Consider the following 25,551-nt stretch of genomic DNA (forward strand, 5'->3'; position numbering starts at 1 on the left):
TGTACATGCTCAGGGGCGCACGAACCGGTAGTGCGCCACCAGCCATTCCTGGCCACCGGCGTAGCCGAACAGCTCCGCGCAGGACATCCAGAACATGCGCCAGCGCTGGAACCATAGCGGCGCCGCCTTGGTGCCGTAGGCCTCGATCAGTGTGGCCATCACCCGATCCTTGCGCGCGTCCTGATTGGCGAGCCAGTGATTGGCGCTGCGCTGGTAATGCGTGCCGTCGACATGCCAGCGTTGCTCGATCTGCAGGTCGCGCTGGAACCAGAGCAGGGTGTCGGAGGCTGGCATCAGTCCGCCGGTGAAGAAATGCCGGCCCATCCAGTTGTCTTCGCCCGCAGTCTCGAACGGATACATCAGGGTCTTGTGCGCGAAGATGTGCACGAACAGCTTGCCGCCGGGCCGGAGCCAGCTGGCAATACGGCCCATCAGGATCTCGTAGTTGCGCATGTGCTCGAACATCTCGACCGACACGCAGCGGTCGAACTGGGCGGCTTCGAGCTCGAGCTGGTTGACGTCCTGGGTGATCACGCACACGTTGAACAGGCCGCGCTGGCGGCACTGCGCTTCGATGTGTTCGCGTTGCTGGCTCGAGTTGGAAACGGCGACGATCTTCGCGTTCGGATAGCATTCGGCCATCCACAGCGTGAGCGAGCCCCAGCCGCAGCCGAGTTCGAGAATCTTCTGGCCGTCCGCCAGTTCTGCACGCACGCCATACAGCTTGAGCATGGCCTCTTCGGCCTGTTCCAGCGACTCGTCACCACGCGGGTAATAGCAGCCCGAATACTTCAGACGCTTGCCGAGGCACAGCTCGAAGAAGGCTGGCGGCAATTCGTAGTGCTGTGCATTGGCAGCGTCGGTATGGATGGCCACCGGACTGTGCCGCAGCATGTCGATGCGCTCGGCAAAGCGGGCAGCCTGCCGATCCAGTCCACCGGTCATTTCCTCGCGCAGGCGCTGCGCGCACATGCGGCGGATGCCTTGCCGCAAGAGGGCGTCAGGCAAGTGGCCTCGTTCGGCGAGACCCAACAGCCCGCTGGCGGGGTGCTCTTGCGGAAGTTCGTCGCTGACAGCGGCATCGGCATTCATGGTTCGATCCTCTTCGGAAACCAGGGAAACAGCATCGATGTGCTGCGTTGATAGGCGCGGTAGTCCTCGCCGCGGCTGCGCAGTGCCTGCGTCTCGGTATACGGGATGCCGCTGATCCAGCGCAGGAACACATACATCACCACCGGCCCCGACCAGGCCAGCCATGCGATGGGCGAGCCAAGCGCAAGGCAGACGTAGGCGAACCAGTGGGTCCATTCGAAGAAATAATTGGGATGGCGCGAGTAACGCCACAGGCCGTCGCGACAGGTGTGTCCGTGATTGGTGGGATTTGTCCGAAAGCGCGCGAGTTGACGGTCGGCGATCGATTCACCGATCACGCTGATCAGCCAGATCACGATCGCTGCCAGAGTCCACGAACCAAAACCGCCGGGATTGCGCGCCACCGCAAGGAATGGCAGTGCGAACAGCACGATCAGGCATGCCTGGAACTGGAAGAACAGGAAAAACTTGAACTGATCTCCATGCCAATGCGCGCGCAGGTTCTGATAACGACCATCCTCCGGTTCGCCACGAACCCGTGTCCACAAATGCGCAGCGAGCCGCGCACCCCACAGGCCACCGAGTACGGCCAGGATCACACGTGGCCACGTGGCGCCATCGCCCATGAGGGCAAGAAATACCGCACCACCACCCAAACCACTTGCCCACAGCACATCGACGATGCCCGCGTTGGCGTGGGAGCGCTGCCACAGCCAGCCCAGGCTCATCATCAAGGCCGCCAGCGCCCACAGGCAGGCCAGCTGGATCCATGGATTCATGGTGCGTGACCTTGCAGGGAGATGGATGCCGAAGTCGTCGTGGCCGACCCGCGCCTGGCCAGCCATGCCAGTGCCGGCGTGGCCAGTCCCCAACCGATTCCCAGGCACAGCAAGCCACGCCAGCCAGGGTCGGCAAAGGTCACTACATGCCAGCCGCGTGCCGCACTCAGATAAGCCAGCGGACCGCCGATGGCTCCGAGCAATACCGCCAGCCAGAGGCGCGTCTGCAGATAGGCCAACGACTGCGTGAAGGTCAGTGAGAAGGTGGCCCACATCGCAAGAATCCATGCCGGCGCCATGGCTGCGGACGGCCACGAAGCCGCATAGCTGGCCAGTCCGACACGGATCAATCCGCCATCGAGCAGAAACCCCATCACGATGGCGGTCGCCATCAGTGACAGATCGGCCCTGTAGTGGCGCACGACACACAGCTGACATGCCGCATACACCAGCATGCCGACAACCCCCGGCCACGCCAGCCCATGTTCGGCGCCAATCACGGCGCTGAACCAGACCAGCTGATAGCCGATGAGGCTGATCCAGAATTTCATGCAGGGACCCCGATCTCAGGCAGCAGGGCAGGTCGGCGGTTGCCGGGCTTGGCCAGCAGCAGATGCGCCACCCCGATCGAGCGTTCGCGGAAACCGCCTTCGCAATACGCCAGGTAGAACTCCCACATGCGGATGAAGTGTTCGTCAAAACCCTGCGCACGTACCTGCGACAGGCGCGCCATGAAACGTTCGCACCAGGCCTGCAAGGTGCGCGCGTAGGACTCGCCAAAGTCCTCCATCTGGACCAGCGCCAGGTCGCTGCTGCGCGTCTTGGCGGTGAGCAGGGCGCTGATCGACGGAATGAAGCTGCCGGGAAACACGTGGCGCTTGATGAAGTCGACCGACTTCAAGGCCTGTGCGTAGCGATGGTCTTCGATCGTGATCGCCTGCAGCAGCGCGAGTCCGCCGGGTTTCAGCAACTGACCCAGCTGGCCGAAATACGCATCGAGGTAAGGCGCGCCAATCGCCTCGACCATCTCGATCGATACCAGCTTGTCGTATTGCCCATCCAGGTCACGATAGTCTTTCAGCAGCAAGGTGACGCGATCGCTGATGCCGGCGGCGGTGACGCGTTCACTGGCCAGCGCATGCTGCTCGCGTGAGATCGTGGTGGTGGTGACGTGGCAGCCGTAATGCTGTGCCGCGTAGAGCGCGAAGCCGCCCCAGCCGGTACCGATCTCGATCACGCGATCGGTCGGTTTCAGATCAAGCTTGCGGCAGATGCGCTCCAGCTTGCGCGTGGAGGCAGCCTCCAGCGTGTCGTCGGCGCCGGCCCATATCGCCGAGGAATACATCAGGTCCGGTGACAGGAACAGTTCGAAGAAATCGTTGCCCAGATCGTAATGCGCGGCGATGTTGCGACGACTGCCAGTACGCGTATTGCGCTGCAAGACATGCCAGGCGCGCATCGCCATGCCGCCGAGCCGGGCCAAGCCGGTCTCCATGCCGTCGAGCAGGTCGCGATTGCGCACCAGCAACTGGATCAGGCCGACCAGATGGCTGCAACGCCACTGCCCATCCATGTAGGACTCGCCGGCACCGACGCTGCCATTGGCGGCAACAGCCCGATAGAACGCGGGGTCGAGCACCTCGATATGCACGGTGAGATCCGGGTGCTGCGTCGTAGGCATGCCCAACTCGACGGTACCCAGCGCATCCTGGAGCACCAGCCGGCCATGCTGCAGACCGGCCATCTGCGCGAGCAGGTGCTGGCGCAGGAAGCGCGCACCTGCAGAGGGTGCCGTGGCATCAGCGGATTCAGTGATACCGGGTTTGACGATGGCGTTCATGCGGACCTCAAAGCGGTTGCGGATGGTCGTGGACGGGGTTGCGTTTCAGCCACAGTCGCAGCGCCTGCCAGTGGATGGCGCCGACGACCTGGGCGGTCATCAGCGGGTAGCGCCACAACACGCGGGCGAGCGAGGCGCCGGTCAAGGCTTGCCGCTGCAGGGTGAGGGTGGCGTCGAACTCGCGTTGGCCGTCGCGCAGCACATCCATGTGCACATGCAGGTCCTCAGCCGGTGCGGTGAAGCGCCAGCCGTACTCGCGCGCCATCGGCATGAACGGTGATACGTGGAAGGTCTTGGGGAAGGTCCAGTGCATGGCACGCCCGTGCATCTGTGCGGTCTCGACCGGCAGCACATAGGCATGGCGTTCGTGCCATGGCATGTTGGTGATCTCCGCCACGATACAGACCAGGGTCACACCGTCCTCGGCAAAGCAGTAGTAGAAGCTGACCGGGTTGAACACGTAGCCGAAGTAACGCAGGTGAGTCAGCAGGCGGATCGGCCCAACCGGCCGATGACCGGTGGCCTGTTCGACACGCTGGCGCACAGCTTCGGCCAGCGACAGCTCCACCGGGCCGAGGTAATCCTTGCGACGAAACTGCGCGACGTTGCCGTGCTCGCTGGACCACAGCCAGCGCTGCTTGAACACGCGATCGACTTCATCCAGATCCAGATAAAGCTGGGCCATCCTGTAATCGAAGACATGCGGGTGTGGCACGAGGCGACGATGGCGCACTACACCTTCGTAGACGGCGCTCGCCAGCGGCGCAGTCGCATGGGCCTCTTCGGCGTTCACGCTGCCATCTCCTGCCCACGTGGCTTCACCAGATGGAGGGATGCCGTGCCCACCGGCCAGCGCACGCCGAGTGCTTCAGCGACTTCGACCGCGCTGCGCATGCCGTCCTCGTGGAAGCCCCAGCCCCAATACGCACCGGCAAACCAGGTGCGTCGTTGCCCCTGGATCTCGGCCTTGCGCATCTGCGCGGCCACCGAAGCGTGGCTGTAAACCGGATGGTGATACTGCATGCGTGCCAGCACCTTGTCCGGATCGATCGCCGCCGTGCGGTTGAGCGTGACCACGAAGGGCTCAGGCGATTCGACGCCCTGCAACAGGTTCATGCAGTAGCTGACAGTGCAGGCTTCGCTGGGGTCGCGAGGCAGCCACGCATTCCATGCGGCCCACGCCTTGCGGCGCACCGGCAGCACGCTGGCGTCGGTATGCAGTACGGTGTCGTTCGCCTGGTAAGGCATCGCACCGAGAATGGCGTGTTCGCGCTCGTTCGCGTCGCTCAGCAGCGCCAGCGCCTGGTCGCTGTGGCAGGCCAGCACCAGCTGGTCGAAGTGCTCGACGCCCGCAGCACTCTCCACCACGGCGCCATCGGCATGGCGGCGGATCGAACGTACCACGCAATCAAGGCGCTCTCGTACCGGCCAATGCGCACGCAACGCCTGCACGTAGCTCGACGAACCACCGCGTACCACCCGCCATTGCGGACGGTCGCTGACCTGCAGCATCTGGTGGTTGGCCATGAACTGCACCAGGTAGCGGGCGGGGAAGCCGAGGATCTGGGTGGCCGGCGAGGACCACAGCGCCGAAGCCATCGGCACCAGATGCTCGTCGCGAAACGCGGCACCGTATCCGTGCTCGGCGAGATAATCGCCCAGGGCGGGGCCTTCCCCGGGCGAATCCAGCAACGCCGGTGCCTCACGATAGAAACGCGTCAGGTCGCGCACCATGCCGATGAATCGCGGTGAGCACAGGTTGCGACGCTGGCAGAACAGCGTATCCAGCGTGGCTGCGTTGTATTCCAGCCCGTTGGCTTCGTTGTGCACAGAGAAGCTCATCGTGGTGGGTTGCGATTCCACACCCAGCTGATCAAACATCCGGGTCAGCAACGGGTAATGACTCGGGTTGTGCACGATGAAGCCGCTGTCGATCCGATAGTTGCGACCGTGCTGCACCACGTCATGGGTATGCGTGTGGCCGCCGAAATAGCTGTTGGCCTCGAACAGCGTCACATCGTGCCGGCGCGACAGCAGCCATGCCGATGCCAGCCCCGCGATACCTGATCCCACCACGGCGATGCGCATGTCTCAGCTCCTCGCCTTGGTCAGTACCCAGGCGGGCACCGGCTTCAGCCCACGCACCAGGCCGACTGCAGACATCAATTTCAGCCCGTACCAGGTCAGGTCGACTTCCCACCAGTGAAAGCCTTGCCGGCTCGAACCCGGGAAGAAATGATGATTGTTGTGCCAGCCTTCACCGAAGGTGAGCAGCGCCAGCCATACGTTGTTGCGACTGTCGTCCCTGGTGTCGAAGCGACGCTTGCCGAAGCGATGTGCCAGCGAGTTGATCGTGACGGTGGCGTGGAACAGCACGATGGTCGAGACGAAGAATCCCCAGATCAGTATCTGCCCACCCGTGGCGCCCAGCTGCGGCGCGGCATGGTGCAGCAGTACGCCCAGCGCATACAGGCAGACTGCAAGCACGACCGGGATGGCGATGTCGTAACGGTCCAGCCAGCGCAGTTCCGGATATTTCGCCAGATCCGGCACTCGTGACAGGTCGGTGCGGAAGTTGCGCGGGGTGAGGAACCAGCCGACATGACTCCACAGGAAACCCCACACGCCCGGCGAATGCGGGTCGCGCGTAGTGTCGGCATGCCGATGATGGTTGCGGTGATGCGCTGCCCACCACAGCGGTCCGCGCTGTACGCAGGAGGCACCGATCAGCGCGAACACGAACTGCACGGCGCGCGAGGTCTGGAATGTGCGGTGTGAAAAGTAGCGGTGATAGAACCCGGTCAGCGCAAACATGCGCACTACGTAGAGCGTTCCCGCCACGATCAGCGCGATTGGTGACACGCCGACCCAGAACACACCCAGGCAAGCCAGATGCATCGCGACGAATGGAGCGGCCCGTAACCAGTCGATGCGATCGGCGGTTGCCTCGTCGAGTTCGCCACTGGGGGCGGTATCGACCCAGCGGCGTACGCTCCGCCCCAGCCATGATCCCCGTGCGTCCGGAGTTTCTGCGGCGAGCGTCGATGACTCTGCCTCGTGAGGGGGCGGCATCAGGATCGGTTTGGAGAGTGCCATGAGGGTGTGCCTATCAGCGTGTCATTGATAGGTACGGGGCGAATGGGAATACGGATGCATGCATGCCGGTATCGGCTGGCAATCCGGTAAATCAGGCACCCGCTGCCTAATGGCGTGTGGCAGGCTTTGTTAGTTGCAGGTAGACGCATAAAAAGATCGCGCCGGAACAATGCCGGCGCGAGGGTCATGCAGTGGAATGCGTCATATCTCGATCAGGTTGATGTGCTTCCGGTGGCCTGAACGTAGATCGCTACCACCTTGCTCCCACTATCAGGTGCGCCAGTGATAGCCCCTTTGGCGATGACTGCGCCCGTGGGTTGACCGGTCGGTGAGCCGCCCAGCGGCTCCACTGAGACAGCAAGTGCAGCAGTCGGCCCGAGTCGCGCCAGCAAGGCGGGGTCGAGAGCCAGCGTGGTGGGCTTGTCGCGCGCGATCATGCCCACGGATATTGGCTTTCCGCCGGCTGGAATCAGCCACAGTTCTGGTGCGCGGCCCTGTGCAAAGGCCATCGGCGTCGCCGGTACCACGACCATTCGCGCGTGCTGCAGATCCATGGTGGCCGTCCAGCCGGTGGATCCGTTGTCCTGCTGGATCGTCGAGGCCATGTAAGCGGCGTTGACCACGGGTGGTGCGGGCGCCAGGCGGGGCAGGGATACCACGACAATCAGGGCGGCAGCCACGATGCTGGCGCCGATGCCGAGCCAGTGCCACAGCTGCAGGTTGTCCCACAGCCCCTTGCGGGGTATCACACTGGCGGGTGCATCCAGTTGCAGTGCGTCGTGAATCCGCGCCCACACGTACGGCGCCGGGGTGACGTCGACGATCGTGTCGGTCAACGGCATAAGGCGACGCTGCCACAAGGCCACAGCGATGGCGGCTTCGTCCGAGATAAGCACTTCGTGCGCCACTTCGGCACGCATATCGGCGTCGAGCACGCCGAGTACGTACTCGGCGTAACGCAGATGGTTGTTGCCGTCTTCGATGGGCGTATTCATTGATCGAGGCACGTGCGAAGTTGCATGAGGCTGCGACGGATCCAGCTTTTCATGGTTCCGAGCGGCACCTTGCAGCGTGTCGCCAATTCGTTATACGTAGCTCCGGTGAAAAAGGCTTCACGCACCGAGGAGCGCTGCTGCGGCTCCAGTTCATCGAGGCAGCGCTCCAGACGACGATACTCCTGGCTGGTCTCGGCATCGGCTGCTGGCGTGGGCTGTTCGTCGATGGTTTCTTCCAGCCGGGATGGGTCATCCAGCAATTCCTCGCGATGCTGGCGCAGGCGGTCGATCGCCTTGTTGCGTGACAGCGTGACCAGCCAGGTGATCGCGCTGGCCTTTGCCGCATCGAACCCAGCGGCCCGGCGCCATACCGTGGCATAGGTTTCCTGTAGCACTTCCTCGGCTTCGCCGCGATCACGCAGCATGCGCAGGCACACACCAAAAAGCTTGGACGAAGTGCGCTTGTAGAGTTCGGCAAAGGCCTTCTGGTCATCGCGACCCGTTTGCATCAACAGCCGGTTCAGCTCGTCACGTTCGGTGGGGCTGGTGACACTCATGAGAAAGCCATCCTGTGATCATGAAAAGTGCTGGCTCCGCAGACATGAAGCACGGCGCGCCCGCCAAGGTATCGCTCCTAGCATGAAGGCGGTGTCGCATAGTGGCAAGTGAATGGGAATCCCGCTGCACGGTGCCATAGGGGCGTTGGAGACGATGCCGGCACGCTTGATCCGGTATGGCCGTGCGCCCACGACGCCGTTTGTGTTGATCGAAAATGGCACGCGCCGAACAGCGGGTTGTCACCGGAGTAGTGGAGGATCTGGCTGCAACTTCCCAGACGCACGCGTCGGGGGTGAAGGACAAATGCTGTGGTACCTGTGCCAGGCAGTCACGTCAACCGGCTCAATCGTGATCGCCGGAATTGTCGGTGAGGTGCAGGGCCTGAAGGTCAAGTTTCTTCCGCAGCTCCCGCACTTGCGACGAGCTGACCGGATTCGCCTGGTTTCCCCAGCTGTTGCGCAGATACGTCGTCACGTCGGCGACCTCCTGGTCCGTCAGCTTCCATGCGAAGCTCGGCATCGACAGCGGCGAAGGGCGGTTGGCACCGGGGCCGATGCGCACGCCAGCCAGGATCAGATGGATCACCCCGGTCGGGTCGTTCTGTTGCACCACCGCGTTCTTTCCCAGCGGTGGGAACAGCCTGGGCTGGCCCACGCCGTTCTCCAGGTGGCAACCGGTGCAGGCGTCCGAATAGACCGCAGCACCGCGTTTCATGGCGACCGCGTCAGGCGATGACGGCGTTTCGTTGGCGCTGGCCGGCAGGCTTTTCAGATAGGTCGCGATGGCGTGGCGATCCGTATCGGTCATGAGCGATGTCGAATAGGTGATGACTTCGGCCATCGGGCCACCCGCGCCGGCGCGCGCATTGCGGCCGGTGTGGAGATATTCGGTGATGTCATCCAGGCTCCATGCGCCCAGCCCGGTGCGCGGATTGCCGGTCAGATCCGGTGCCACGAAGTCCTCCAGCACGCCACCTTCGAAAGCGTGGCCGCTCTTGTCCGCACCGAGCATGTTCCTGGCGGTATGGCAGGCGCTGCAGTGGCCCAGGCCATTGACGATGTAAGCCCCCCGATTCCACTCTGCGGACTGACTGGGGTCCTCCTTGAATTCGCTTTTCCTGAAGAACAGCAGGTTCCAGCCACCCACCATGGCGCGGATGTCGAGCGGGAAGGGCAGATGATTGGCGGGTGGCGTGTAATGCACCGCCGGCGTTGTCTTCAGGTAAGCCAGGATGGCATCGTCGTCGGCACGGCTGACGTGGTTGAACCACGGATAGGGAAAGGCCGGGTAGAGTTTCTGCCCATGCGCATTCGTTCCATCATGCATGGCGCGGTAGAACTGGTCGGTGGTCCACGCACCGATACCCGTCTCGGTATCGGAAGTGATGTTGGATGAATAGATCACGCCGAACGGCGTGTTCAACCCCAGCCCACCCGCGAATGGTTCACCACCAGCGCGCAGATGGCAGGACATGCAATCGCCCACTGCCACCAGATATTGCCCCCGCCGCACCTGCTCGGCTTGCGGCGTCGCGTCCGGGATGGGTTGGCTGAGCAAGGCTGCGGCGGCAATCGACTTTACCGGCTGCGCCGGCTGCGTGGCGATTTCGCTCAGGTTCCAGCCAATCAGGACCGCCAACACGACGATCGCGCCAAGCACGATCCACAACGCGCGGCCAACCACTCGTTTCGTGCTCATGACTGCACCAGCGGGCCGGGTTTTTTGAGGTATTGCGTAATGATCGCGTTGGCGGAGTGATAGGCGAGGGCAGCGACCGTGCCGGTCGGGTTGTAGCCCGCGTTCTGCGGAAATGCACCGGCACCCATCGAGAACACGTTCGACACGTCCCACGACTGCAGGTACTTGTTGACCACGCTGGTCTTCGGATCATCACCCATGATGGCGCCGCCGGTATTGTGCGTGGTCTGGTAGGGCGTGACGCTCCACGAACCGGTGCGGCGGTTGAGCTTGATCTCGCGCGGGTTCATCGCTCTGGCCACGTCGGCGGCGCGATCGGTGATGTAGTCCGACATCTTGTGTTCGTTGTCGGTGAAGTCGAACGTCATGCGCAACATCGGCCGACCGTAGACATCGTGGTAGGTCGGGTCCAGATCCAGGTAGTTGCCGCGATGGCTCATGCACGAGCCATGCACGCTCAGAGAGAACGACCGCAGATAGTTCTTCGCAGCCGCGTGCTTCCACTCAAGCCCCCAGGCTGGCGTTCCTTGCGGGGTGTAGATCATCTCGATCGGTCGCCCACCTGTGACCATGCCGGCAACGTAGGCACCGCCGATGAAACCGAGCCCCGAGTGGTCGAAGTTGTCGCCGTTGAAATCATCGATGACTGTCGCCAGCGCGCCGGCACCGATGAATGGATTGATCAGCTTGTCATCGAAGAATACGTTCACCGACGACATGGTCTGGTAAGCGTAATTCTTGCCGACCACGCCTTCGCCGGTCTGCGGGTTGTAGGGCCGGCCGATGCCGGACAGCAACAGCAGGCGCACGTTCTGCAAAATATAGGCGGACAGAATCACGATACCCGCTGGCTGGAAGAACTCTTCACCCGCGCTGTTGACGTAGGTGACGCCGGTGGCGCGCTTCTTGTCCGGTGTCAGATCCACCCGCAGGACCTCGCACTCGGTCTTGAGCGTGAAGTTGGGTTTGGCCATCAGGTAGGGCAGGACGGTGGTCTGCGGACTGGCCTTGGAATAGTTGCCGCAGCCGAATTTTTCGCAGAAACCGCAATACGTGCACTTGCCCAGCTGGGCACCGAGCGGATTGACGTAGGCCTGCGACATGTTGCCGGTCGGGTGCGGAAACGGATGATAGCCAAGCTCCGCGGCGGCCTTGCCGAACAGGGTGGGGCCGTAGGTCTGGGCCATCGGTGGCGTCGGGTATTCGTTCGCCCGGGCGCCCTCGAACGGATTGCCACCCGGCTGAATCTGCCCCTTCAGATTGCCGGCCTTGCCGCTGGTGCCACAGAGCTTGTCGAACTGGTCGTAGAACGGTTCGAGCTCGTCATAGGTCACGCCCCAGTCCTGGACGCTGAGATCGTAATCGGTGACCGACTTCGCCCCGTATCGCTCCTGGTTGTGCGACTTCGCCTGGAAGTCGCTGGGCAGGAAGCGCCATATCTGTCCATTCCAGTGCACGCCGCCGCTGCCCACACCCGTACCGAGCAGGAAGGAACCGAGATGGCGCATCGGCAACGCATCCTGGCTGGTGTTGTTGCGAATGGTCAGGGTGTCGTCGCTGACGTTCTGGAACAGGTGGTGGCGCCACATGTAGCGCAATTCGTCCTGCGCAAAACCGGTAGCGAAATCCGTTGATGTGTCGCGCCATGGGCCGCGTTCCAGCGCCAACACCTCGAGTCCGGCATCACAAAGCTGCTGGCCCATGATGGCGCCAGTCCAGCCGAATCCCACAATCACTGCATCGACAGGCTTGAGTGTCGTGACCATGCTCAGGCCTCCTTCCAGCCGGGCCGGCCCTTGAAACCAACCGTGGGGAAGGGGACCTTCTCGCCATGACGGGTCACCCACTCGCTGTAGTCGTAATGGGCGCCGGGAAATCCGATCATTTTCCAGGCAGCCATGTCCCTGTTGCCGCCGTAAATCGGGTCGGAAAAATAACCTTCCTTGGTGTTCTGCAGCAGCATTGCGAAAAAGGCCTTGCTGTCGACGCCACCATCGAGCCGGATTTTTCCGCTTTCCAGATCCTTGAGCACGGCATCGCGGTCGGCTTCCGGGAGCTTGGCGAAGGTCGCACCTTTGAAGCTGCCCGTGACGTGGCGATCTACCGCGGCAATGGCGGCGCGATACAGTTGGGCTGGACTGAACCGGCTCTGATAACCCTGCTCGGGTGCGCCCTTTTTCCAGGGCCCCCCAAGAAAATAGTGATCGCCGCGACCGAATGGTCCGGCCAACTGGCGATCGAGGAAAAACGGCACGCCGGCTTCGACCGCGCCGGGTCCCACCGGATCGCTGGGGATCAACCTGTCCACTGCTGCCTCGACGAAAGCGCGCTCGGCCGCCGTAAAAAACTTGAAATCAGTACCGCTGACGCCGGGGGGCGAATCGGCGGTTCCCTCGACCCAGGGCATGCCGCCCTTGATCGTTTGCGGCGGCGCGCCCAGCTCACCGTCGTGAACGGCAGCCGCCTTGGCAATGATGGCTGTTCCGGCGACCGCAACACCCAGCAGAAACTCGCGCCGCCCCACGATTCGCTCAGCCATATCAGCTCTCCAGCGTTCTGCACGGATCGCCATAGTCGAGGCTTACGCAGATGAAGGTGACGTCAAAATCCGGCAAGACGGTGCCATTGGCTCTCAGGCAATCGCAAAAGCACGCATAGCTATTCGAATCCACCCTATGCAGGTGCCATATGGGACGCCCCGGGTGAGGCTATCTCTTCGTTACTCCATGCCAGCGACAGCGACGGAATTGCATTCCCCGGATATGGACTGGCTTTGGGGCTGAAACACAGCGGCGGGTCGGCAGGGCCTTGGCTATCGACAGCTGCCACATGGAGGCCGTCCAATCATGGGCGGAAAGTACTTGCGTGAATTACTTGCGATTCGGGCAGTCCATGGAGCGGGGCCATGGCGACAAGAAGGCGGTGGGGGCAAGCCCTCAAGCCCCTGTATCGCCCCGAGAACCAGTTTTCCTCAGCACATTGGGGTCGGCGTGGTCGTGCTGGGGCGGTCGCAAACTTACGTCAGTACGGCGGGAGTGGGGCGCTGAGCGGCTCCATGCTGCAGCGGGCCCGCAGCGGGCGCCACGGACTTCCCGGCAGCTCTAGTTATCGCATGACTCTCGCGTGAAATCGTCTTCACGACCCGCCACACACTTTGCATGGCTGAATCCCGGGCAGCACTGCGCTACGCTAGACTGGACCAGTGAAAGAACCATGCGCAGGTCTCCTTGGGGGTCACCCGCATAACGGTGCGACCAGGCGGTTTTAGCCGGCTGTCAGGCGTCAGGAATTTCCATTTAAGGGGTGGAACGATGCAAGGTGGATTTTGGTCGAATGCCTGGACTCGAAACCTCGCGATCGCCGTTGCCTACTGCACCGCGCTGATTCTGTTTCGTCAGTTGTCGATCCCACACTGGATCATCCTCACCGGCTTTCACCTCAGCGTTCTCCTGCTGACCAAATACAAATATTGGCCTGCGCTGATGGTGGGTGATGCAGGGCGCCTGGCATACGTGAGCATCAGTTGCTACCACCAGTTTGGACTGCTGTGGTCTGTCGTAAACCTCGTACCTTCGATCTGCTACTTCATCCCGATTGTCTGGCTGTTCCGCGAACGATGGCGGCTATTCCCCCATCGGCTCTCCGTCAACATGGGCGCCTTGGTACTCTGCTCCTTGCTGGTGGCTTGCACCGCAACGGCAATCACCATGGGCCAAATCCTGATCACGCCCTTCGCGCCGGGCTACGTGCTTCATTATGGACAAATCCTCGCGCAGCTGATTTTGGGCAACTTCCTGGGCATCCTCACCATCACGCCCATCACGTTGGTGTTCTACCAGCTCTTTGTGGAAGCAAACGGCAGCTGGCGTCGAGTGATTCATGGCATCGGTGAAAACCGGCTGTTGTTCGATGCCGTTTTCTTTGCGGTGCCCATGCTGGCGTTCTTGGTCTGGATGGGGGCTGACAATCCACACGCTCAGCAGCTTTCACAGATGGCTATGTTTTTGCCAGTCATCTGGCTTGCGCTTCGGCACGGATGGAAAGGTGCAGCCGTCGGCGGCACACTGGCGAGCGTCGGCATCATGATAATGATGCCAGCCCGCAACGATCATTCGACGCTTCAAGCTGAAACACTGGTCGCCATGGCGATCTCAACCATGCTGCTGGTGGGGGCACGCATCGCCGTCCTTGATCGCCGCGCGCAACAAGAGCGGGCGGACATGCGCCATGCGTTGGCACTGGCGCAACGCAATGTGAACTTGGGTGAAGCCCAACTGAGGAATACGGCTCTGGCATTGGATCAGATCCGGGATTCTGTCCATTTGGTCCTGGTCTTGATGGCGAGCCGGTTACACCGCTTGCAACCTGCCATTGATGATGAGGATGGCTATCAGCGTCAGGCACTGGTTGCCCAAGATCAGTTGTATCGACTGGCCGATGGTTTGTATCCCGCTCAGATCCGCCAACGCGGGCTGCCCAGTGCATTGCGTGAAGGGCAGTTGGCCAGGATGCTGGACGAGGCGGGGATGGCCTACTGGTGCGAACTACGCGGGCAGCTCAGCACGTTCCCGCATGCGATCCACTTGGCGGTGTATCGCATCATTGGTGAAGCCGTGGCGGATGCGTGCTCTGGCAAGGACGTGTCAGATATCCACGTGCTCATTCGATGCGGGCAGCATCACCGGCGCTGGGTGGTGATTCAAATCGACATGCGCGCCAATCCCGTTCGGCTGCCACACATTCGTTGGGATGTGCTGCTTCCGCGACTGCAACGCGCCACCAGCGGGGTGGGGCACACGGCCATCGTGGACCGTGCGGCCACGTTTGAAGGGAAGGCACGGGTTCGGGCTCTGGCAAGTGGAAAGCGGGTCAGCGTGCTGCTGCTCGATCCCATCCAACCCGGCGACTGATGTCGCCGGGACAGATGCAGGCGTTTACTGCACTTTGATGTTGCAATCCACCGGGTCACATTGCGTTTGCGCCGCTGCCGCGTTGAGACGGAGCGTGCCGTCGCTCATTGGCGTGGCAGTAATGGTCGTAGTGCCATCGTTGTAAACCGATGCGGGCGCAGCCGCGGGCGTTGCATTCGTGGTCGTGGCCGGCTGTTGAGGAGTCGCGACCTGCTGAGCGAACCGGCCGATGGGCAACGTGATGTATTGACCGTTGGCCGTTCCGACACTTCCCAGGATGTTCCCGTAAAAATCGTTCACCTGGATGTAGCGGATTCCCGCCAGCATGAAAACAAATACATGGTAGTTCGGGCTTGTGGAAACGTCTTTCGTGTTGGGCCACGATTGGCCAAGGCCGGCGGTAGTGGCTTGTGCAAAGACAGTGCCCGACAAGCACATGGTCAGCAAAGCGAGAACGGCAAGAACAGACTTCTTTTGCATGGTGTTCCCCTATGGTGTGAAGTGATGGTTTGATGGCAGTCCATTGCGTCGTTCAATCTAGCATCCAGTCCTAGGGGGAAGCGGTGATTGCGCCACGTTCGGAGAGTGGTTGCCCGATTTCGGAATCGGCCACTAGTATAACATCAATAAAAACAGCAACTTATAAAATCATAAGTATGCCATTGTGGTTGACGTGGCTGGCATAAATCCGTATCCCCTTCTGCGGGTCCAACCGGGCATGGCTCATGGTCGAAGCCGGTCCGCAGTTCAATCCACTGAGGATCACGGACGCCGAGTTCCGGCGATCGAATGTGTTCGTGGCATGGTCTGGAAAAGCGGAGCAGCGGGTCCGGCTCATAGGTCCAACCCAGTATGACGCTTGGTTATTGACCGAGTTCGACCGGGACGTCGCATGGTTTTGTGGGCGGCTGCCCATCACGTCGAATTGATGCCCCTGAAGGGCAGGCGGCGTCCCCTCGATTTCTGGGCGCGCCGACGTTCCAGCATCCATGTAACTGTGATGTACCGGTGTTGGTCAGTCATTGACTGACAAAATCGAACGGCTGACTCAAAGATTTTTCGATCCATCGTTTGGCGCGTATACGCTATCCAGTAACCGCAATAGAGTTATTGGACACGCCACCCATGAAAATATCTTGTCAGACATCTATGGACGCGATATCGCCACAGAGCGCTTGGGCCGCTATTTGCATCGCGGCATCCGCTTCCCTTTTTGCGCACAAGACTATGAACAAGCTCTCAGTGATCACGTTGCTGGATATAGTCCGTGAGCCATAGCAAAGGCCCGGGATCGTTGGAAATTCTGTGGGCAGCGGCGCGCGCTTCATTGAACAATGTTGCGGCACGGTGCTGTGCCTGTGCCAGGCCGAGCAGGGATGGGAAAGTTGATTTGTGCTGGACCTGGTCCTTGCCAGCGGTCTTGCCCAAGGTTGCGGTATCGGCTATCTGATCCAGCACATCGTCTTGGATCTGGAAAGCCAGACCAAGAAATTTTCCGTAACAGTCAAGCGCCTGCCTCGCGGAGTCAGGCGCTCGGACAGCGATCCCGGCAAGCTGGCAGGCGGCACGAATGAGCGCCCCCGTCTTGCGGCCATGCAGCGATTCCAATTGCTCGATGCTCAGTATGCTGCCTTCCGAGGCCATGTCTACGGCTTGGCCACCGGCCATGCCGAGCGAGCCGGAAGCGAGCGTCAGGCAGCTGATCATTCGGACTTTCTGTTCTGCGTCGAGCGTATCCGCACTTGCCAGCACTTCGAAAGCAAGCGTCTGCAGGGCGTCACCGACCAGGATCGCGATCGCCTCGTCGAAAGCTTTGTGCACCGTCGGATGTCCGCGTCGCAGGTCGTCGTTATCCATGCCGGGCAGATCGTCGTGCACCAGCGAATACGCGTGGATGAATTCGACGGCACAAGCTGGCGGGTCGAGCCGTTCGGGCTCGACGCCCAATGCTTCGCCGCAGGCATAGACCAGCAGCGCGCGCAGGTGCTTGCCGCCGTTGCAGGCATAACGCATCGCCTGATGGAGCCGATCTGGATCGGTGTCAACTGACGGCAGGCAGGCATCCATGGCGTGCTCCAGCCGATGCAGATGGGCGGGCACGCGAGTGTCGAAAGCGGAAACCTCGGAAATCAGGTTCATGGGGTACTCGAGATAGGCGTCGAGGTGATGGGCATCACGGCATGAATCACGATGGGAAGTGCCAGGTTAGACGACCGTCGTACGACTTTATCATTGCAGGCCTGGCTTTGATCTTCATGCTTCGCGATACCAGAGCAGGATGACGCCGACAAACAAAAAGCACACCGGCCATACCCAGCCGGCGATCTGTCCCCCGCGTCCCGGCAGGCGCAGCTCCAGCCAGCGAGCCCAACCTGCCGCCACGCCCGACAGAGCCAGCGGCGTATGCGTCAGTTCGATCAGCAGTTGATCCTTGACGTTGGAGATCTGGTGAGTGTGTGTCAACAGCATCGCGCCACCCACGGAAACCAGCAGCGGAAACACCAGGGCTGCTTTGGGGTTGTGCAGTCGTCCGGTACGTACCGCCCATTCGAACATGCCGAACAGCAGGATCAGCAGCACGAAGAACCGATGCTGCGCGACTTCCACATCGCGCCATGCCGCCCAGAATCCCTCATTGCCCAGCGGCCATACCTCGGGATCCGAACGCACCAGCAGAAAGGCGGCCAAAGCGAGGAACAGCAGTGGCCAGTGCTTTGCCCATCCGACTCCGGCGCGATTGAGCAGGGCCAGCAAGCCGATGAGCAGGACGAAAATGCCGGCCCAGTGATGGTTGTATTCCGACCAGGCGATATCCTGCGCATTGCGCGGTGGCAGGATGCCGGAACCCGGCACGATGGCGAGTGCGGCGGCTCGGTGGGAGTGAGCCGCCTCACTGTCCAATTGCGCCTGCAATTGCGAAACCGCCAGCTGGTCGTGGTCGGGCGAGCTGAGCCGCGGCCACGCTGGCGCGTTGCGTACGGCGATCTCGTGCAGGCTGACGCGATCGGTGGTGAGATCGACGGCCGGCGGCACGGAGGTCAGCGACGCCGCGGCGAAAAAGATCGTGAAGCCGATGCCGATCTCGATCTCGGCGAAGCGGCGCAGGCGCATCACTGGTGCGTCCTGCTTCTTGCGCAGCCGTTCGGTGACCAGGAAGTTGCTCAAGCCCAGAGCGAGCAGGGCGAGGAACATGGCGATCTTGGCGCCCACCATCACGCCGTAGGCGGTGCCATAGAAGCCCTGCAGGCTGCCGATGTAGAACACGCTCATGGTGGCGCCGGAGGCCACGATGCAGCCCACGCCGATCATCGACATGCGCGAAAAGCGCGCACCGACCAGGCGCCAGCCGTCGGCGTCGTGCAGCCGGCCGAGCACGAGGACGAAGCACGGAATACCGCCGATCCATATGGCTGCGCCGAACTGATGCAACCACTCGACGGCCAACAGCAGCGTGTTGTTGTTCAAGCGCGCATAGGCATGTGTGGTGAACGTGGCGGCAGTCAGCTCTACGGCGCATATCAGCAGCGCAAGCGGTGTAGATGCGCGGGAGGTTGAAAAGCGCGTGCTTAGACAGGGGATCAGCAGTAACGCGCAGAGAATCTTGACGCCGCCGGCGATGGCGAAGGACGCCTGGATCACGTTCGTAAACGGCAGCTCCACCGTGGCCATCAGTACCGCGATCTGCAGTGCATTGCCGGCAAGCTCGGCAAGAACCAATCCCGCCGCGCTGAACATGGTCAGGCGTGCTACGCGTCGTTGCAACTCATGGCTTTGCGATATGAGGCCAGCGAAGGGGCGCAGCAGAAAGGCCAGGAACAACACGCCGCCAAGCGTCATCGATTGGGCCACGATGACCAGGCCGTGCAGGATGATGCTGAGGTAACCGAAGATATCGACGAGAAGGGTCACGAGCGATCGCCTTGGCTAAGGATTTCCTGGTACGCCGGATTTCATTCGAGGACATGAAGCCTGGGGAGCGTTATCTCCGCGACAATGCCCGATCAATGCTTGGCAATCACAGTGAAGGGCACATCGCCGCGAGTGATGTGCCCATCCAGCGCCAGTGCCTGCCAGCGCACCACATAGGCGCCCGGCGCAAGTTCGGTGCTGCTGTCCAGTTCGTTGAGCTTGCTGTCAGGTGCTATGGGCAAGACCGTTTCGCTATGGTCGGGTCGTATCAGCGTCAATCGCGAACGACTCTGGTCGATCTTGCTGTTGTACTTGAAGATCAGCACCACATGGCCTGCGGTCAACGTACCGTTCGGTTTCGGTGAGCTGTCGACCAGGATGGCGTGCGCGGACACGGACGTGCTGGTGAAGGCGCAAGCCGCGATGAACATGAGAGTTCCGAACCGATGACGCATGGACATGAGGCTGTTCTCCGCTGAAGCATGGCTGCAAAGGGTGGCGATGCAAAACGGTTAGTCAGTATAGGCGTTGAAAGTCGAGCCCTGCGTGTTCATGTTGAGTGTGGTGCGACGGCAATGGTCATTTATCCCAGCCCAAGGTGGGTGATGTGGCTTCGGCTACAGCACGCAATGTTCGTAGGGCTTGTGACATGCGTCCGTGCAGGTCAGGCAATTGGATGAGTAGCGACGGATGACGGCTCAAGGCCGCGATCAAGCCGAGCGGCAGTGGGCGTCCCCACGCATCGACGCTCGCATGCAGCGCGGCGGGAACCGTGTCGTGCAGTTCGTCGATGATGGCGCGCAACGCCACAAATGGCAGGCCGTAATCTCTGGCGATTTCGGCGACGGCCGCGCTTTCCATATCTACCGCAATCGCTGCATGGCGGTCGCGCATCGCCGTTTTCACCGTGGGTGTCAGCAACGGCGTAGGCATGCTGAGCAAGGTGCCAGTCTCCGGTGCGGGCAGGGCCGCCTTGGCTAATTGCAGCAACAGACGTGTACGCCAGATGGGATCCGGCAGGAAATCGGCGCCTTTGTCGTCGACGATCCGCTCAGGACAAACCAGCGTGCCGCTGCGCAAGTCGGTCTGCAGCGCACCGGCGACACCGAATATGGCCAAGGCCGTTGCGCCGGCATCGACGAGCGCTTGCGCTGCGCGGCGCGCGGCAATCGGCCCCATGCCACTGAGCCACAGGCCGGCACCGTCGGCGAGTGGGGTAATGCAATCGGGATGCACTGCGTGCGGTGTCAACGCGCGGGCCTCCGCCGCGAGCGCTATGACGATGCCTACCGAGCGAATGACTGTCGCCTCGTTCAAGGCTCAGCCAGCCGCAATAGTTGTCGATAGCGAGCCAGCGCCCATAGCGGGAAATACGCCGCGTAGCCGTGGTACTTGAGGTAGTACACGCGCGGAAACCCCGGTGCGTTGTGCGATGGATGCGACCACAGGCCATTGGCTTGCTGATCCGCGAGCAGGAAGGCGATGCCGCGCCGCACCGAGCCGGAATGCACCTCGCCCATGGTGAGTTGGGCCAGTACCGCCCATGCGGTGGAATGAGGCGTGCTGACATTCTGGTTGGTGCCGCGCAAGGCCGGATCGATGTAGCTGTCGTTGGTCTCGCCCCAGCCGCCGTCGGCGTGCTGTCGCGAGCGCAGCCAATCGATCGCTTTGCGGATATACGGTTGTTGCGGATCTTCGCCGGCCAGAGCCAGGCCGCCGAGTACGCTCCACGTACCATAGATGTAGTTGCTGCCCCAGCGGCCCCACCAGCATCCGTCGGCGTGCTGGCTCGCGCGCAGATAGGCGATGCAGCGGCGTACGCTGTCGCGATCCTGCGCGCGAGCCAGCACGCCCAGGCAGGCCAGCACGCGGCCGGAGACATCCTCGGTGGGCGGATCGAGCAGCGCACCGTGATCGGCGAACGGAATGGCGTTGAGGTAGTAGTGGGTATTGTCGGCGTCGAAGGCGGCAAAGCCGCCGTTTTTCGACTGCAGCGCGATCATCCAATCGGCAGCGCGATCGATGTTGACGCGGTGGCGACTGGGTTCTGCGTGATGACGATCCTGTATATGCAGCAGCGCGGCGATCACGGCGGTGTCGTCGATGTCCGGGTAAAATGCATTGGCGTACTGGAAGGCCCAGCCACCGGGTGCCACGTCAGGCACGCGTGCGGCCCAGTCACCTTTGTGTTGCAGTTCCTGTCGGGCGGTCAACCAGTCGCAGGCCCGGGTGATGGCCGTCTGTGTCGAAGCGTTGTCGCTGGCGTGCATCAGGGCCAGCGCGCACCAGCCGGTGTCCCATACCGGCGAAACGCAAGGCTGGCAATAGGCTGAACCGTCGTCGCGATGGACGACCAGTTTCTGCAGAGCGCGCAAACAGGTCTGTCGCGCTGGGTGATCCTTGGGATAGCCGAGCAGCGCCATGGCTTCGTAGCAGTTGACCATCGGCGGGAAAATCGCGCCGATGCCGTCCTCGCCGTTCATGCGCGGCAGGAACCAGGCTTCGGCCTTGCGGATCGCGCGCTGTCGCAGTTTTTTCGGCACCCAACGATCTAGCGCGCGGCCGACGCTATCGAGTACCAGAAACATGCGATTCAATGCGCCACCATGGAGGAAATAATGGCGCTCCTGTTCCGGCGGCGTGACGAACAATTCGCGTACACCGACTTTGTTCGGATTGCTCGCCTTCGCCTTGAGCGTGCAAAGAATCGTCAGCGGCACGACGGTCGTGCGCGCCCAGTAGGAAATCTTCTCGATATGAAAAGGCGCCCAACGTGGAAACAGCATGATTTCGACCGGCACATAGGGCACGGCGCGCCAAGGCACCTGCTCGAACAAGGCTAGTAGAATCCGCGTGAACACATTGCACCTGGCTGCACCGCCATGTGCCAGTACGGCTTCGCGTGCACGTCGCATGTGTTCCGCGGCAGGATTTTCGCCGGCGGCCTTGAGGGCGTAGTAGGCTTTCACCGTGCACGACACGTCGATCGCGCCACCGTGATACTGCGACCAGCCGCCGTGGGTATCCGTCGCCTGGATGGCATGCAGATAACGCACCATTTTTTCCTGCAGTGGATGGTCGATTTCGCCCATGTAATGCATCAACAGGATGTATTCGGCGGTGATCGTGCCATCGGATTCGAGCTCGAAGCACCAGTGTCCGTCATCGCGTTGTTGCGCCAGTAAAGCGACGCGCGCCCGTTCAATGGCCTGATGCAGGCTGCCCGCTTCAGTTTCATGAAAGAAGCCGACGCCGGCAGCTGAAGAAACGGCGGGTGAAGACGGATTCATCGCTGGCGTGCGTCTTTGACGTTCTCTTGTTTATACCAGTCGGTGTCGACGAGATAAGGAATGCCGCTTTTTGGCCACGCCAGACCGGAACCTGCAGGTTCGCTCCACGGCGCCGCCAGTGGTGTCAGCGGTAGTTGGCGCGCGGCCATCGTAAACATCCAGCGCAGGCTCGAATTGTATTTGGTGGCCAATCTGGTAAGCACGATGGTGCCGGCCACGGCGTTGTGCGAAACCTTTATCTGGGTGCCGGAGGAAAAGTCGGTATTGTCATGAAGGTTGCGCAGCGTGAGTACGGCCAGGCCCACGGACCACAGACAGAAACGGCGCACTCCAGCATGCCGGGCCGGGATGAGCAGGGTGTATTCGAGCGCACGGCGCAGATGTGCATGTGCTACGCCAATCAGTTCGGTCAACGCGTCGGCGTAGTTCGCGCCTTGCTGACCGGGGTGCAGTTCTGCCAGGCGTACGCCACGCCTGGCGAATACATCCTGTGGCAGCCAGCAGGCACCGTGGCTGCGATCCTCCCACTGGTCCTTGAGGATGTTGGTCATTTGCAGACCCTGACCGAAGGAAACCGCCAACCGCATCATGCTGTCGCGGTGCACCGTCAAGCCCGGCTCGAAATCGATGAACAGTTCCGTCAGCATTTCGCCCACGACACCGGCAACGCAGTAACAATAGCGATCCATGTCGCCCAACGTTTCCAAGCCTTGCAGACTAACGCCGCGCTGGAAATCCCACATGCCCTGGGACATCACCCGCAAGCAGTTGACGATGGCCGCCTGTTGCACGGGCTTCAAGGTCCGGGTCACCTGGAGTACCAACGGCAGCCCATTCACCAGATCGTGTTCGGCTTCCAGCGTCTGTGCCGACAGCAGAGGGCTCAATTCGGCGGCGAAGCGCTGCGGGTCGATCTGGCCGGTTACCGCATCGACAAACGCATCCTCGTGACGCTGTTTTTCTTCCGCCGACAGCGTGGGCTCGTCCTCGATGGTATCGGCGACGCGGCATAGCAGATAGGCATTGGTTACCGCGACGCGCAATGCCGGCGGCAATTGCGGAATGGTCAATGCGAAGGTTCGGGACACCTTCGGCAGGATGGCGTCTTGATAGGCCAAGGCGTCGCTTTGCACTGCCGCGAAGGCACGGTGGGGTCCGGTCATGGGTGTGCCTCGACCTGCCTGTTCGACTCATACCGAAGAATAGCGAAGGGAAAACGTTTGCACACGGAACGCGTTTGCGGTGCACGCACCGCCACGTGGATGGGCACGAAGCGGGCAGGTGATAACGAGTATGGTTGCCGTGCTTCAGTAGCGACGATAACTTCGTTCATCGTTAAATGTATCGTTGTCTAATACATGCTGCATTATGGCGACTTATTCGAATACAGGGCCAGTGCTGAATGGTGGCTTATTCGAATACGTAGCCTTGCTCACACACGTTAAGGGACTACCGATCAGATGAAGTTGTCGTGAAAGCGCTGGTCACCGGCGCCACCGGTTTTGTCGGCTCGGCGGTAGCGCGCCGTCTACTGCGTGACGGCCATCATGTCCGTGCGTTGGTGCGCGCGACATCGGACCGCCGTAACTTGCAGGGTCTCGATGTAGAGGTGATCGAGGGTGATCTCACCGGCGCCGGTTCGTTGCTGCCGGCGTGTGATGGCTGCGATGCATTGTTCCATGTGGCGGCCGATTATCGGCTGTGGGCACCGGCGCCGGAGGAACTTTACCGCACCAATGTCGACGGTACGCGCGCCATTCTTGAAGCCGCCAGACGCGTTGGCATACCGCGTGTTGTCTATACCAGCAGCGTGGCCACCCTTGGCATCCCCAAGGACGGCAGCCCCGGCGCCGAGAACACGACCGTGGCGTTGAGCGACATGATCGGGCACTACAAGCGTTCGAAATTTCTCGCCGAAGAAGTGGCTAGAGCGTTTGCCGTCGAGGGCCTGCCGATCGTGATCGTCAATCCCTCGACCCCACTCGGTCCGCGTGACATCAAGCCCACGCCTACCGGGCGAATCGTGCGCGATGCCATCGCCGGGCGCCTGCCGGCGTATGTCGATACCGGCCTCAACATCGTGCATGTGGATGATGTGGCCGAAGGCCACTGGCTGGCGTTCCGTCATGGGACAGTGGGCGAGCGCTATATCCTTGGCGGATTCAACCTCAGCTTGCGCGAAGTGCTGATCGAGATCGCGCATATCGCTGGGCGTTCGCCACCGAAGTGGCGCTTGCCGCATGCAGCCGTGATGCCAGTGGCGTATATGGCCGAGACATGGGCCCGCCTGACCGGGACGAATCCGATAGCGACGGTCGAGGAAGTGCGCATGTCGAAAAAGCACATGTTCTTCTCCAGTGCCAAGGCCACGCATGAACTCGGCTATGCGCCCCGTCCCGCGCGCCTTGCACTGGAAGACGCCGTGCAATGGTTCAAAGCCGCAGCGGGCAAGTGATTAGCGTACAAAGAAGCGCGCCAAGCGTGCCATCCGCGGCACGAACGCCGGACGCAGCAGGCGTGGGTCGTAACCATTCATGCGGCGCCGGTCTTCCGTTAGACACATATCCAGCAGTTCGCCGAGCTTGAGGTCCAGGCCGATCTGCTGATGACCGGTAATGGCGAAATTCGCGTCCTGCATCTCGCCGTTGCTGTCCAGGCCCTTGGCAATACCGATGCGTTCCCAGATCAGGAAGGCCCATACCCGCAGGACCTTGAGCGAGTACAGCGGACGCCGCCACCAGGGCAATTGCCGGCGATACCACGCCGTCCAGTTGGCGAAGAACAGGATATGGCGCGCCTCTTCCTGGATCACGGGCTCGAAAGTTTCCACGAGTTCCGCCGGAAAATAGCCGGTGCGCTTGGCCGATTCGAACAGGCCGAAGGCAAAGAAACTGTCGATGCATTCGCTGTAGCCGGTGACCATCCAGCCCCATTCGGGATCCTTGGGCACTTCATAGGACGGTTCTGGCTCCAGCGCGATCCCGTAGGCTTCGACCAGTTTGCCGAGCACGACCTTGTGACGCGCTTCTTCGCCGCCGTCCATGACGAGCGCTTCGTACAGCAATGGGTCGGCGGTTACCGTTTTGGCATAGGTTTCGACGCGCAGCATGGCACGCCCCTCGGTCTGTACGGCGATATCCCAGATCGGCAGCGAGGTGATGCGCTGCAGGGTCTCCGGACTCAGCTTGGGCCACACCAGAACCGCCGGTTTGTAGGGGTTGTGCGTATCCAGCAGCATGCGGCAGAACAGCCGTTTGTGCGCATCCGAACCGATCTTGATCCGACCGGGTTCGGCACCCAGCCAGTTGCGCATGGAGTAGTCCGCGGCAGCCACGGCGTCGTGGTTCGACATCGGAAACCTCGTCTCTTCAATGCATGGCTATG

The 25,551-nt window shown here is 61.6% G+C and carries 22 protein-coding genes; 2 read left to right on the forward strand and 20 right to left on the reverse strand.

What is annotated here, in order from left to right:
• Positions 1 to 9: 9 nt before the first annotated feature.
• From ACYVKM_RS09045 to ACYVKM_RS09100, 12 genes are all read right to left on the reverse strand, one after another.
• The gene (locus ACYVKM_RS09045; protein WP_460877266.1) at positions 10 to 1,092 is read right to left on the reverse strand and encodes an SAM-dependent methyltransferase; all 1,083 of its coding nucleotides are present in this window, start codon (positions 1,090 to 1,092) and stop codon (positions 10 to 12) included.
• On the reverse strand, positions 1,089 to 1,871 hold the full coding sequence (locus ACYVKM_RS09050) for a DUF1295 domain-containing protein (RefSeq protein ID WP_460877267.1): 783 nt from the start codon (positions 1,869 to 1,871) through the stop codon (positions 1,089 to 1,091). Before ACYVKM_RS09050 ends, ACYVKM_RS09045 begins: the two co-directional genes overlap by 4 nt.
• The gene (locus ACYVKM_RS09055; protein ID WP_460877268.1) at positions 1,868 to 2,422 is read right to left on the reverse strand and encodes a DUF2878 domain-containing protein; all 555 of its coding nucleotides are present in this window, start codon (positions 2,420 to 2,422) and stop codon (positions 1,868 to 1,870) included. Before ACYVKM_RS09055 ends, ACYVKM_RS09050 begins: the two co-directional genes overlap by 4 nt.
• Positions 2,419 to 3,711 (reverse strand): class I SAM-dependent methyltransferase, encoded by a 1,293-nt coding sequence (locus ACYVKM_RS09060; protein ID WP_460877269.1) that lies wholly within the window; start codon positions 3,709 to 3,711, stop codon positions 2,419 to 2,421. The genes ACYVKM_RS09055 and ACYVKM_RS09060 overlap by 4 nt, the downstream gene beginning before the upstream one ends.
• 7 nt (positions 3,712 to 3,718) lie before the next feature.
• Positions 3,719 to 4,504: a DUF1365 domain-containing protein gene (locus ACYVKM_RS09065; RefSeq protein ID WP_460877270.1), complete on the reverse strand. Its 786-nt coding sequence runs from the start codon at positions 4,502 to 4,504 to the stop codon at positions 3,719 to 3,721.
• Positions 4,501 to 5,799, reverse strand: coding sequence for an NAD(P)/FAD-dependent oxidoreductase (locus ACYVKM_RS09070; RefSeq protein ID WP_460877271.1), 1,299 nt, complete (start codon positions 5,797 to 5,799; stop codon positions 4,501 to 4,503). Before ACYVKM_RS09070 ends, ACYVKM_RS09065 begins: the two co-directional genes overlap by 4 nt.
• A gap of 3 nt (positions 5,800 to 5,802) precedes the next feature.
• Positions 5,803 to 6,807 carry an acyl-CoA desaturase gene (locus tag ACYVKM_RS09075; RefSeq protein ID WP_460877272.1) on the reverse strand — a complete coding sequence of 335 codons (1,005 nt, stop codon included), beginning with the start codon at positions 6,805 to 6,807 and terminating at the stop codon, positions 5,803 to 5,805.
• A gap of 212 nt (positions 6,808 to 7,019) precedes the next feature.
• Positions 7,020 to 7,802 carry an anti-sigma factor gene (locus ACYVKM_RS09080; RefSeq protein WP_460877273.1) on the reverse strand — a complete coding sequence of 261 codons (783 nt, stop codon included), beginning with the start codon at positions 7,800 to 7,802 and terminating at the stop codon, positions 7,020 to 7,022.
• The gene (locus ACYVKM_RS09085) at positions 7,799 to 8,359 is read right to left on the reverse strand and encodes a sigma-70 family RNA polymerase sigma factor (RefSeq protein ID WP_460877274.1); all 561 of its coding nucleotides are present in this window, start codon (positions 8,357 to 8,359) and stop codon (positions 7,799 to 7,801) included. The genes ACYVKM_RS09080 and ACYVKM_RS09085 overlap by 4 nt, the downstream gene beginning before the upstream one ends.
• A gap of 343 nt (positions 8,360 to 8,702) precedes the next feature.
• Complete coding sequence (locus tag ACYVKM_RS09090; protein WP_460877275.1) at positions 8,703 to 10,058, reverse strand: c-type cytochrome; 1,356 nt, start codon at positions 10,056 to 10,058, stop codon at positions 8,703 to 8,705.
• Positions 10,055 to 11,824, reverse strand: a complete 1,770-nt coding sequence (locus tag ACYVKM_RS09095) for a GMC family oxidoreductase (RefSeq protein WP_460877276.1) — start codon at positions 11,822 to 11,824, stop codon at positions 10,055 to 10,057. Before ACYVKM_RS09095 ends, ACYVKM_RS09090 begins: the two co-directional genes overlap by 4 nt.
• A gap of 2 nt (positions 11,825 to 11,826) precedes the next feature.
• Positions 11,827 to 12,597, reverse strand: a complete 771-nt coding sequence (locus ACYVKM_RS09100; protein WP_460877277.1) for a gluconate 2-dehydrogenase subunit 3 family protein — start codon at positions 12,595 to 12,597, stop codon at positions 11,827 to 11,829.
• Positions 12,598 to 13,369: 772 nt separating this feature from the next.
• On the opposite strand from ACYVKM_RS09100, the gene ACYVKM_RS09105 reads away from it, so the two are divergent.
• The gene (locus ACYVKM_RS09105; protein WP_460877278.1) at positions 13,370 to 14,968 is read left to right on the forward strand and encodes an MASE1 domain-containing protein; all 1,599 of its coding nucleotides are present in this window, start codon (positions 13,370 to 13,372) and stop codon (positions 14,966 to 14,968) included.
• Positions 14,969 to 14,992: 24 nt separating this feature from the next.
• Here ACYVKM_RS09105 and ACYVKM_RS09110 read toward each other — a convergent pair whose 3' ends face one another.
• From ACYVKM_RS09110 to ACYVKM_RS09140, 7 genes are all read right to left on the reverse strand, one after another.
• Positions 14,993 to 15,448: a hypothetical protein gene (locus ACYVKM_RS09110; RefSeq protein WP_460877279.1), complete on the reverse strand. Its 456-nt coding sequence runs from the start codon at positions 15,446 to 15,448 to the stop codon at positions 14,993 to 14,995.
• A gap of 759 nt (positions 15,449 to 16,207) precedes the next feature.
• A complete protein-coding gene (locus ACYVKM_RS09115; RefSeq protein ID WP_460877280.1) occupies positions 16,208 to 17,107 on the reverse strand; it encodes a polyprenyl synthetase family protein in 900 nt (299 codons plus the stop codon).
• A gap of 114 nt (positions 17,108 to 17,221) precedes the next feature.
• Positions 17,222 to 18,877 (reverse strand): copper resistance D family protein, encoded by a 1,656-nt coding sequence (locus tag ACYVKM_RS09120; RefSeq protein ID WP_460877281.1) that lies wholly within the window; start codon positions 18,875 to 18,877, stop codon positions 17,222 to 17,224.
• Between the two features lie 92 nt (positions 18,878 to 18,969).
• A complete protein-coding gene (locus tag ACYVKM_RS09125) occupies positions 18,970 to 19,308 on the reverse strand; it encodes a copper resistance CopC family protein (RefSeq protein ID WP_460877282.1) in 339 nt (112 codons plus the stop codon).
• 148 nt (positions 19,309 to 19,456) lie between these two features.
• Positions 19,457 to 20,194 (reverse strand): phosphorylase family protein, encoded by a 738-nt coding sequence (locus ACYVKM_RS09130; RefSeq protein WP_460877283.1) that lies wholly within the window; start codon positions 20,192 to 20,194, stop codon positions 19,457 to 19,459.
• Positions 20,191 to 22,167, reverse strand: a complete 1,977-nt coding sequence (shc, locus tag ACYVKM_RS09135; protein WP_460877284.1) for a squalene--hopene cyclase — start codon at positions 22,165 to 22,167, stop codon at positions 20,191 to 20,193. Before shc ends, ACYVKM_RS09130 begins: the two co-directional genes overlap by 4 nt.
• Positions 22,164 to 23,285, reverse strand: a complete 1,122-nt coding sequence (locus ACYVKM_RS09140; protein WP_460877285.1) for a phytoene/squalene synthase family protein — start codon at positions 23,283 to 23,285, stop codon at positions 22,164 to 22,166. Before ACYVKM_RS09140 ends, shc begins: the two co-directional genes overlap by 4 nt.
• 353 nt (positions 23,286 to 23,638) lie before the next feature.
• Here ACYVKM_RS09140 and hpnA point away from each other — a divergent pair, with 353 nt between their 5' ends.
• Positions 23,639 to 24,622, forward strand: a complete 984-nt coding sequence (gene hpnA, locus ACYVKM_RS09145; RefSeq protein WP_460877286.1) for a hopanoid-associated sugar epimerase — start codon at positions 23,639 to 23,641, stop codon at positions 24,620 to 24,622.
• Here the strand turns inward: hpnA and ACYVKM_RS09150 are convergent, their stop codons facing one another.
• Entirely contained in the window at positions 24,623 to 25,519 is an 897-nt protein-coding gene (locus tag ACYVKM_RS09150; RefSeq protein ID WP_460877287.1) for a ferritin-like domain-containing protein, read from the reverse strand. It lies immediately after the preceding gene.
• Between the last annotated feature and the right edge of the window lie 32 nt (positions 25,520 to 25,551).

This window comes from Rhodanobacter koreensis (assembly GCF_054782855.1).

What these genes read in the sequence shown, in the direction of transcription:
- ACYVKM_RS09100 (WP_460877277.1), bottom strand. Translation starts at nt 12,597, where the DNA reads ATGGCTGAGCGAATCGTGGGGCGGCGCGAGTTTCTGCTGGGTGTTGCG.
- ACYVKM_RS09045 (WP_460877266.1), bottom strand. Translation starts at nt 1,092, where the DNA reads ATGAATGCCGATGCCGCTGTCAGCGACGAACTTCCGCAAGAGCACCCC.
- ACYVKM_RS09060 (WP_460877269.1), bottom strand. Translation starts at nt 3,711, where the DNA reads ATGAACGCCATCGTCAAACCCGGTATCACTGAATCCGCTGATGCCACG.
- ACYVKM_RS09085 (WP_460877274.1), bottom strand. Translation starts at nt 8,359, where the DNA reads ATGAGTGTCACCAGCCCCACCGAACGTGACGAGCTGAACCGGCTGTTG.
- ACYVKM_RS09105 (WP_460877278.1), top strand. Translation starts at nt 13,370, where the DNA reads ATGCAAGGTGGATTTTGGTCGAATGCCTGGACTCGAAACCTCGCGATC.
- ACYVKM_RS09050 (WP_460877267.1), bottom strand. Translation starts at nt 1,871, where the DNA reads ATGAATCCATGGATCCAGCTGGCCTGCCTGTGGGCGCTGGCGGCCTTG.
- ACYVKM_RS09095 (WP_460877276.1), bottom strand. Translation starts at nt 11,824, where the DNA reads ATGGTCACGACACTCAAGCCTGTCGATGCAGTGATTGTGGGATTCGGC.
- ACYVKM_RS09110 (WP_460877279.1), bottom strand. Translation starts at nt 15,448, where the DNA reads ATGCAAAAGAAGTCTGTTCTTGCCGTTCTCGCTTTGCTGACCATGTGC.
- ACYVKM_RS09090 (WP_460877275.1), bottom strand. Translation starts at nt 10,058, where the DNA reads ATGAGCACGAAACGAGTGGTTGGCCGCGCGTTGTGGATCGTGCTTGGC.
- ACYVKM_RS09115 (WP_460877280.1), bottom strand. Translation starts at nt 17,107, where the DNA reads ATGAACCTGATTTCCGAGGTTTCCGCTTTCGACACTCGCGTGCCCGCC.
- ACYVKM_RS09125 (WP_460877282.1), bottom strand. Translation starts at nt 19,308, where the DNA reads ATGTTCATCGCGGCTTGCGCCTTCACCAGCACGTCCGTGTCCGCGCAC.
- shc (WP_460877284.1), bottom strand. Translation starts at nt 22,167, where the DNA reads ATGAATCCGTCTTCACCCGCCGTTTCTTCAGCTGCCGGCGTCGGCTTC.
- ACYVKM_RS09080 (WP_460877273.1), bottom strand. Translation starts at nt 7,802, where the DNA reads ATGAATACGCCCATCGAAGACGGCAACAACCATCTGCGTTACGCCGAG.
- ACYVKM_RS09055 (WP_460877268.1), bottom strand. Translation starts at nt 2,422, where the DNA reads ATGAAATTCTGGATCAGCCTCATCGGCTATCAGCTGGTCTGGTTCAGC.
- ACYVKM_RS09070 (WP_460877271.1), bottom strand. Translation starts at nt 5,799, where the DNA reads ATGCGCATCGCCGTGGTGGGATCAGGTATCGCGGGGCTGGCATCGGCA.
- ACYVKM_RS09150 (WP_460877287.1), bottom strand. Translation starts at nt 25,519, where the DNA reads ATGTCGAACCACGACGCCGTGGCTGCCGCGGACTACTCCATGCGCAAC.
- ACYVKM_RS09075 (WP_460877272.1), bottom strand. Translation starts at nt 6,807, where the DNA reads ATGGCACTCTCCAAACCGATCCTGATGCCGCCCCCTCACGAGGCAGAG.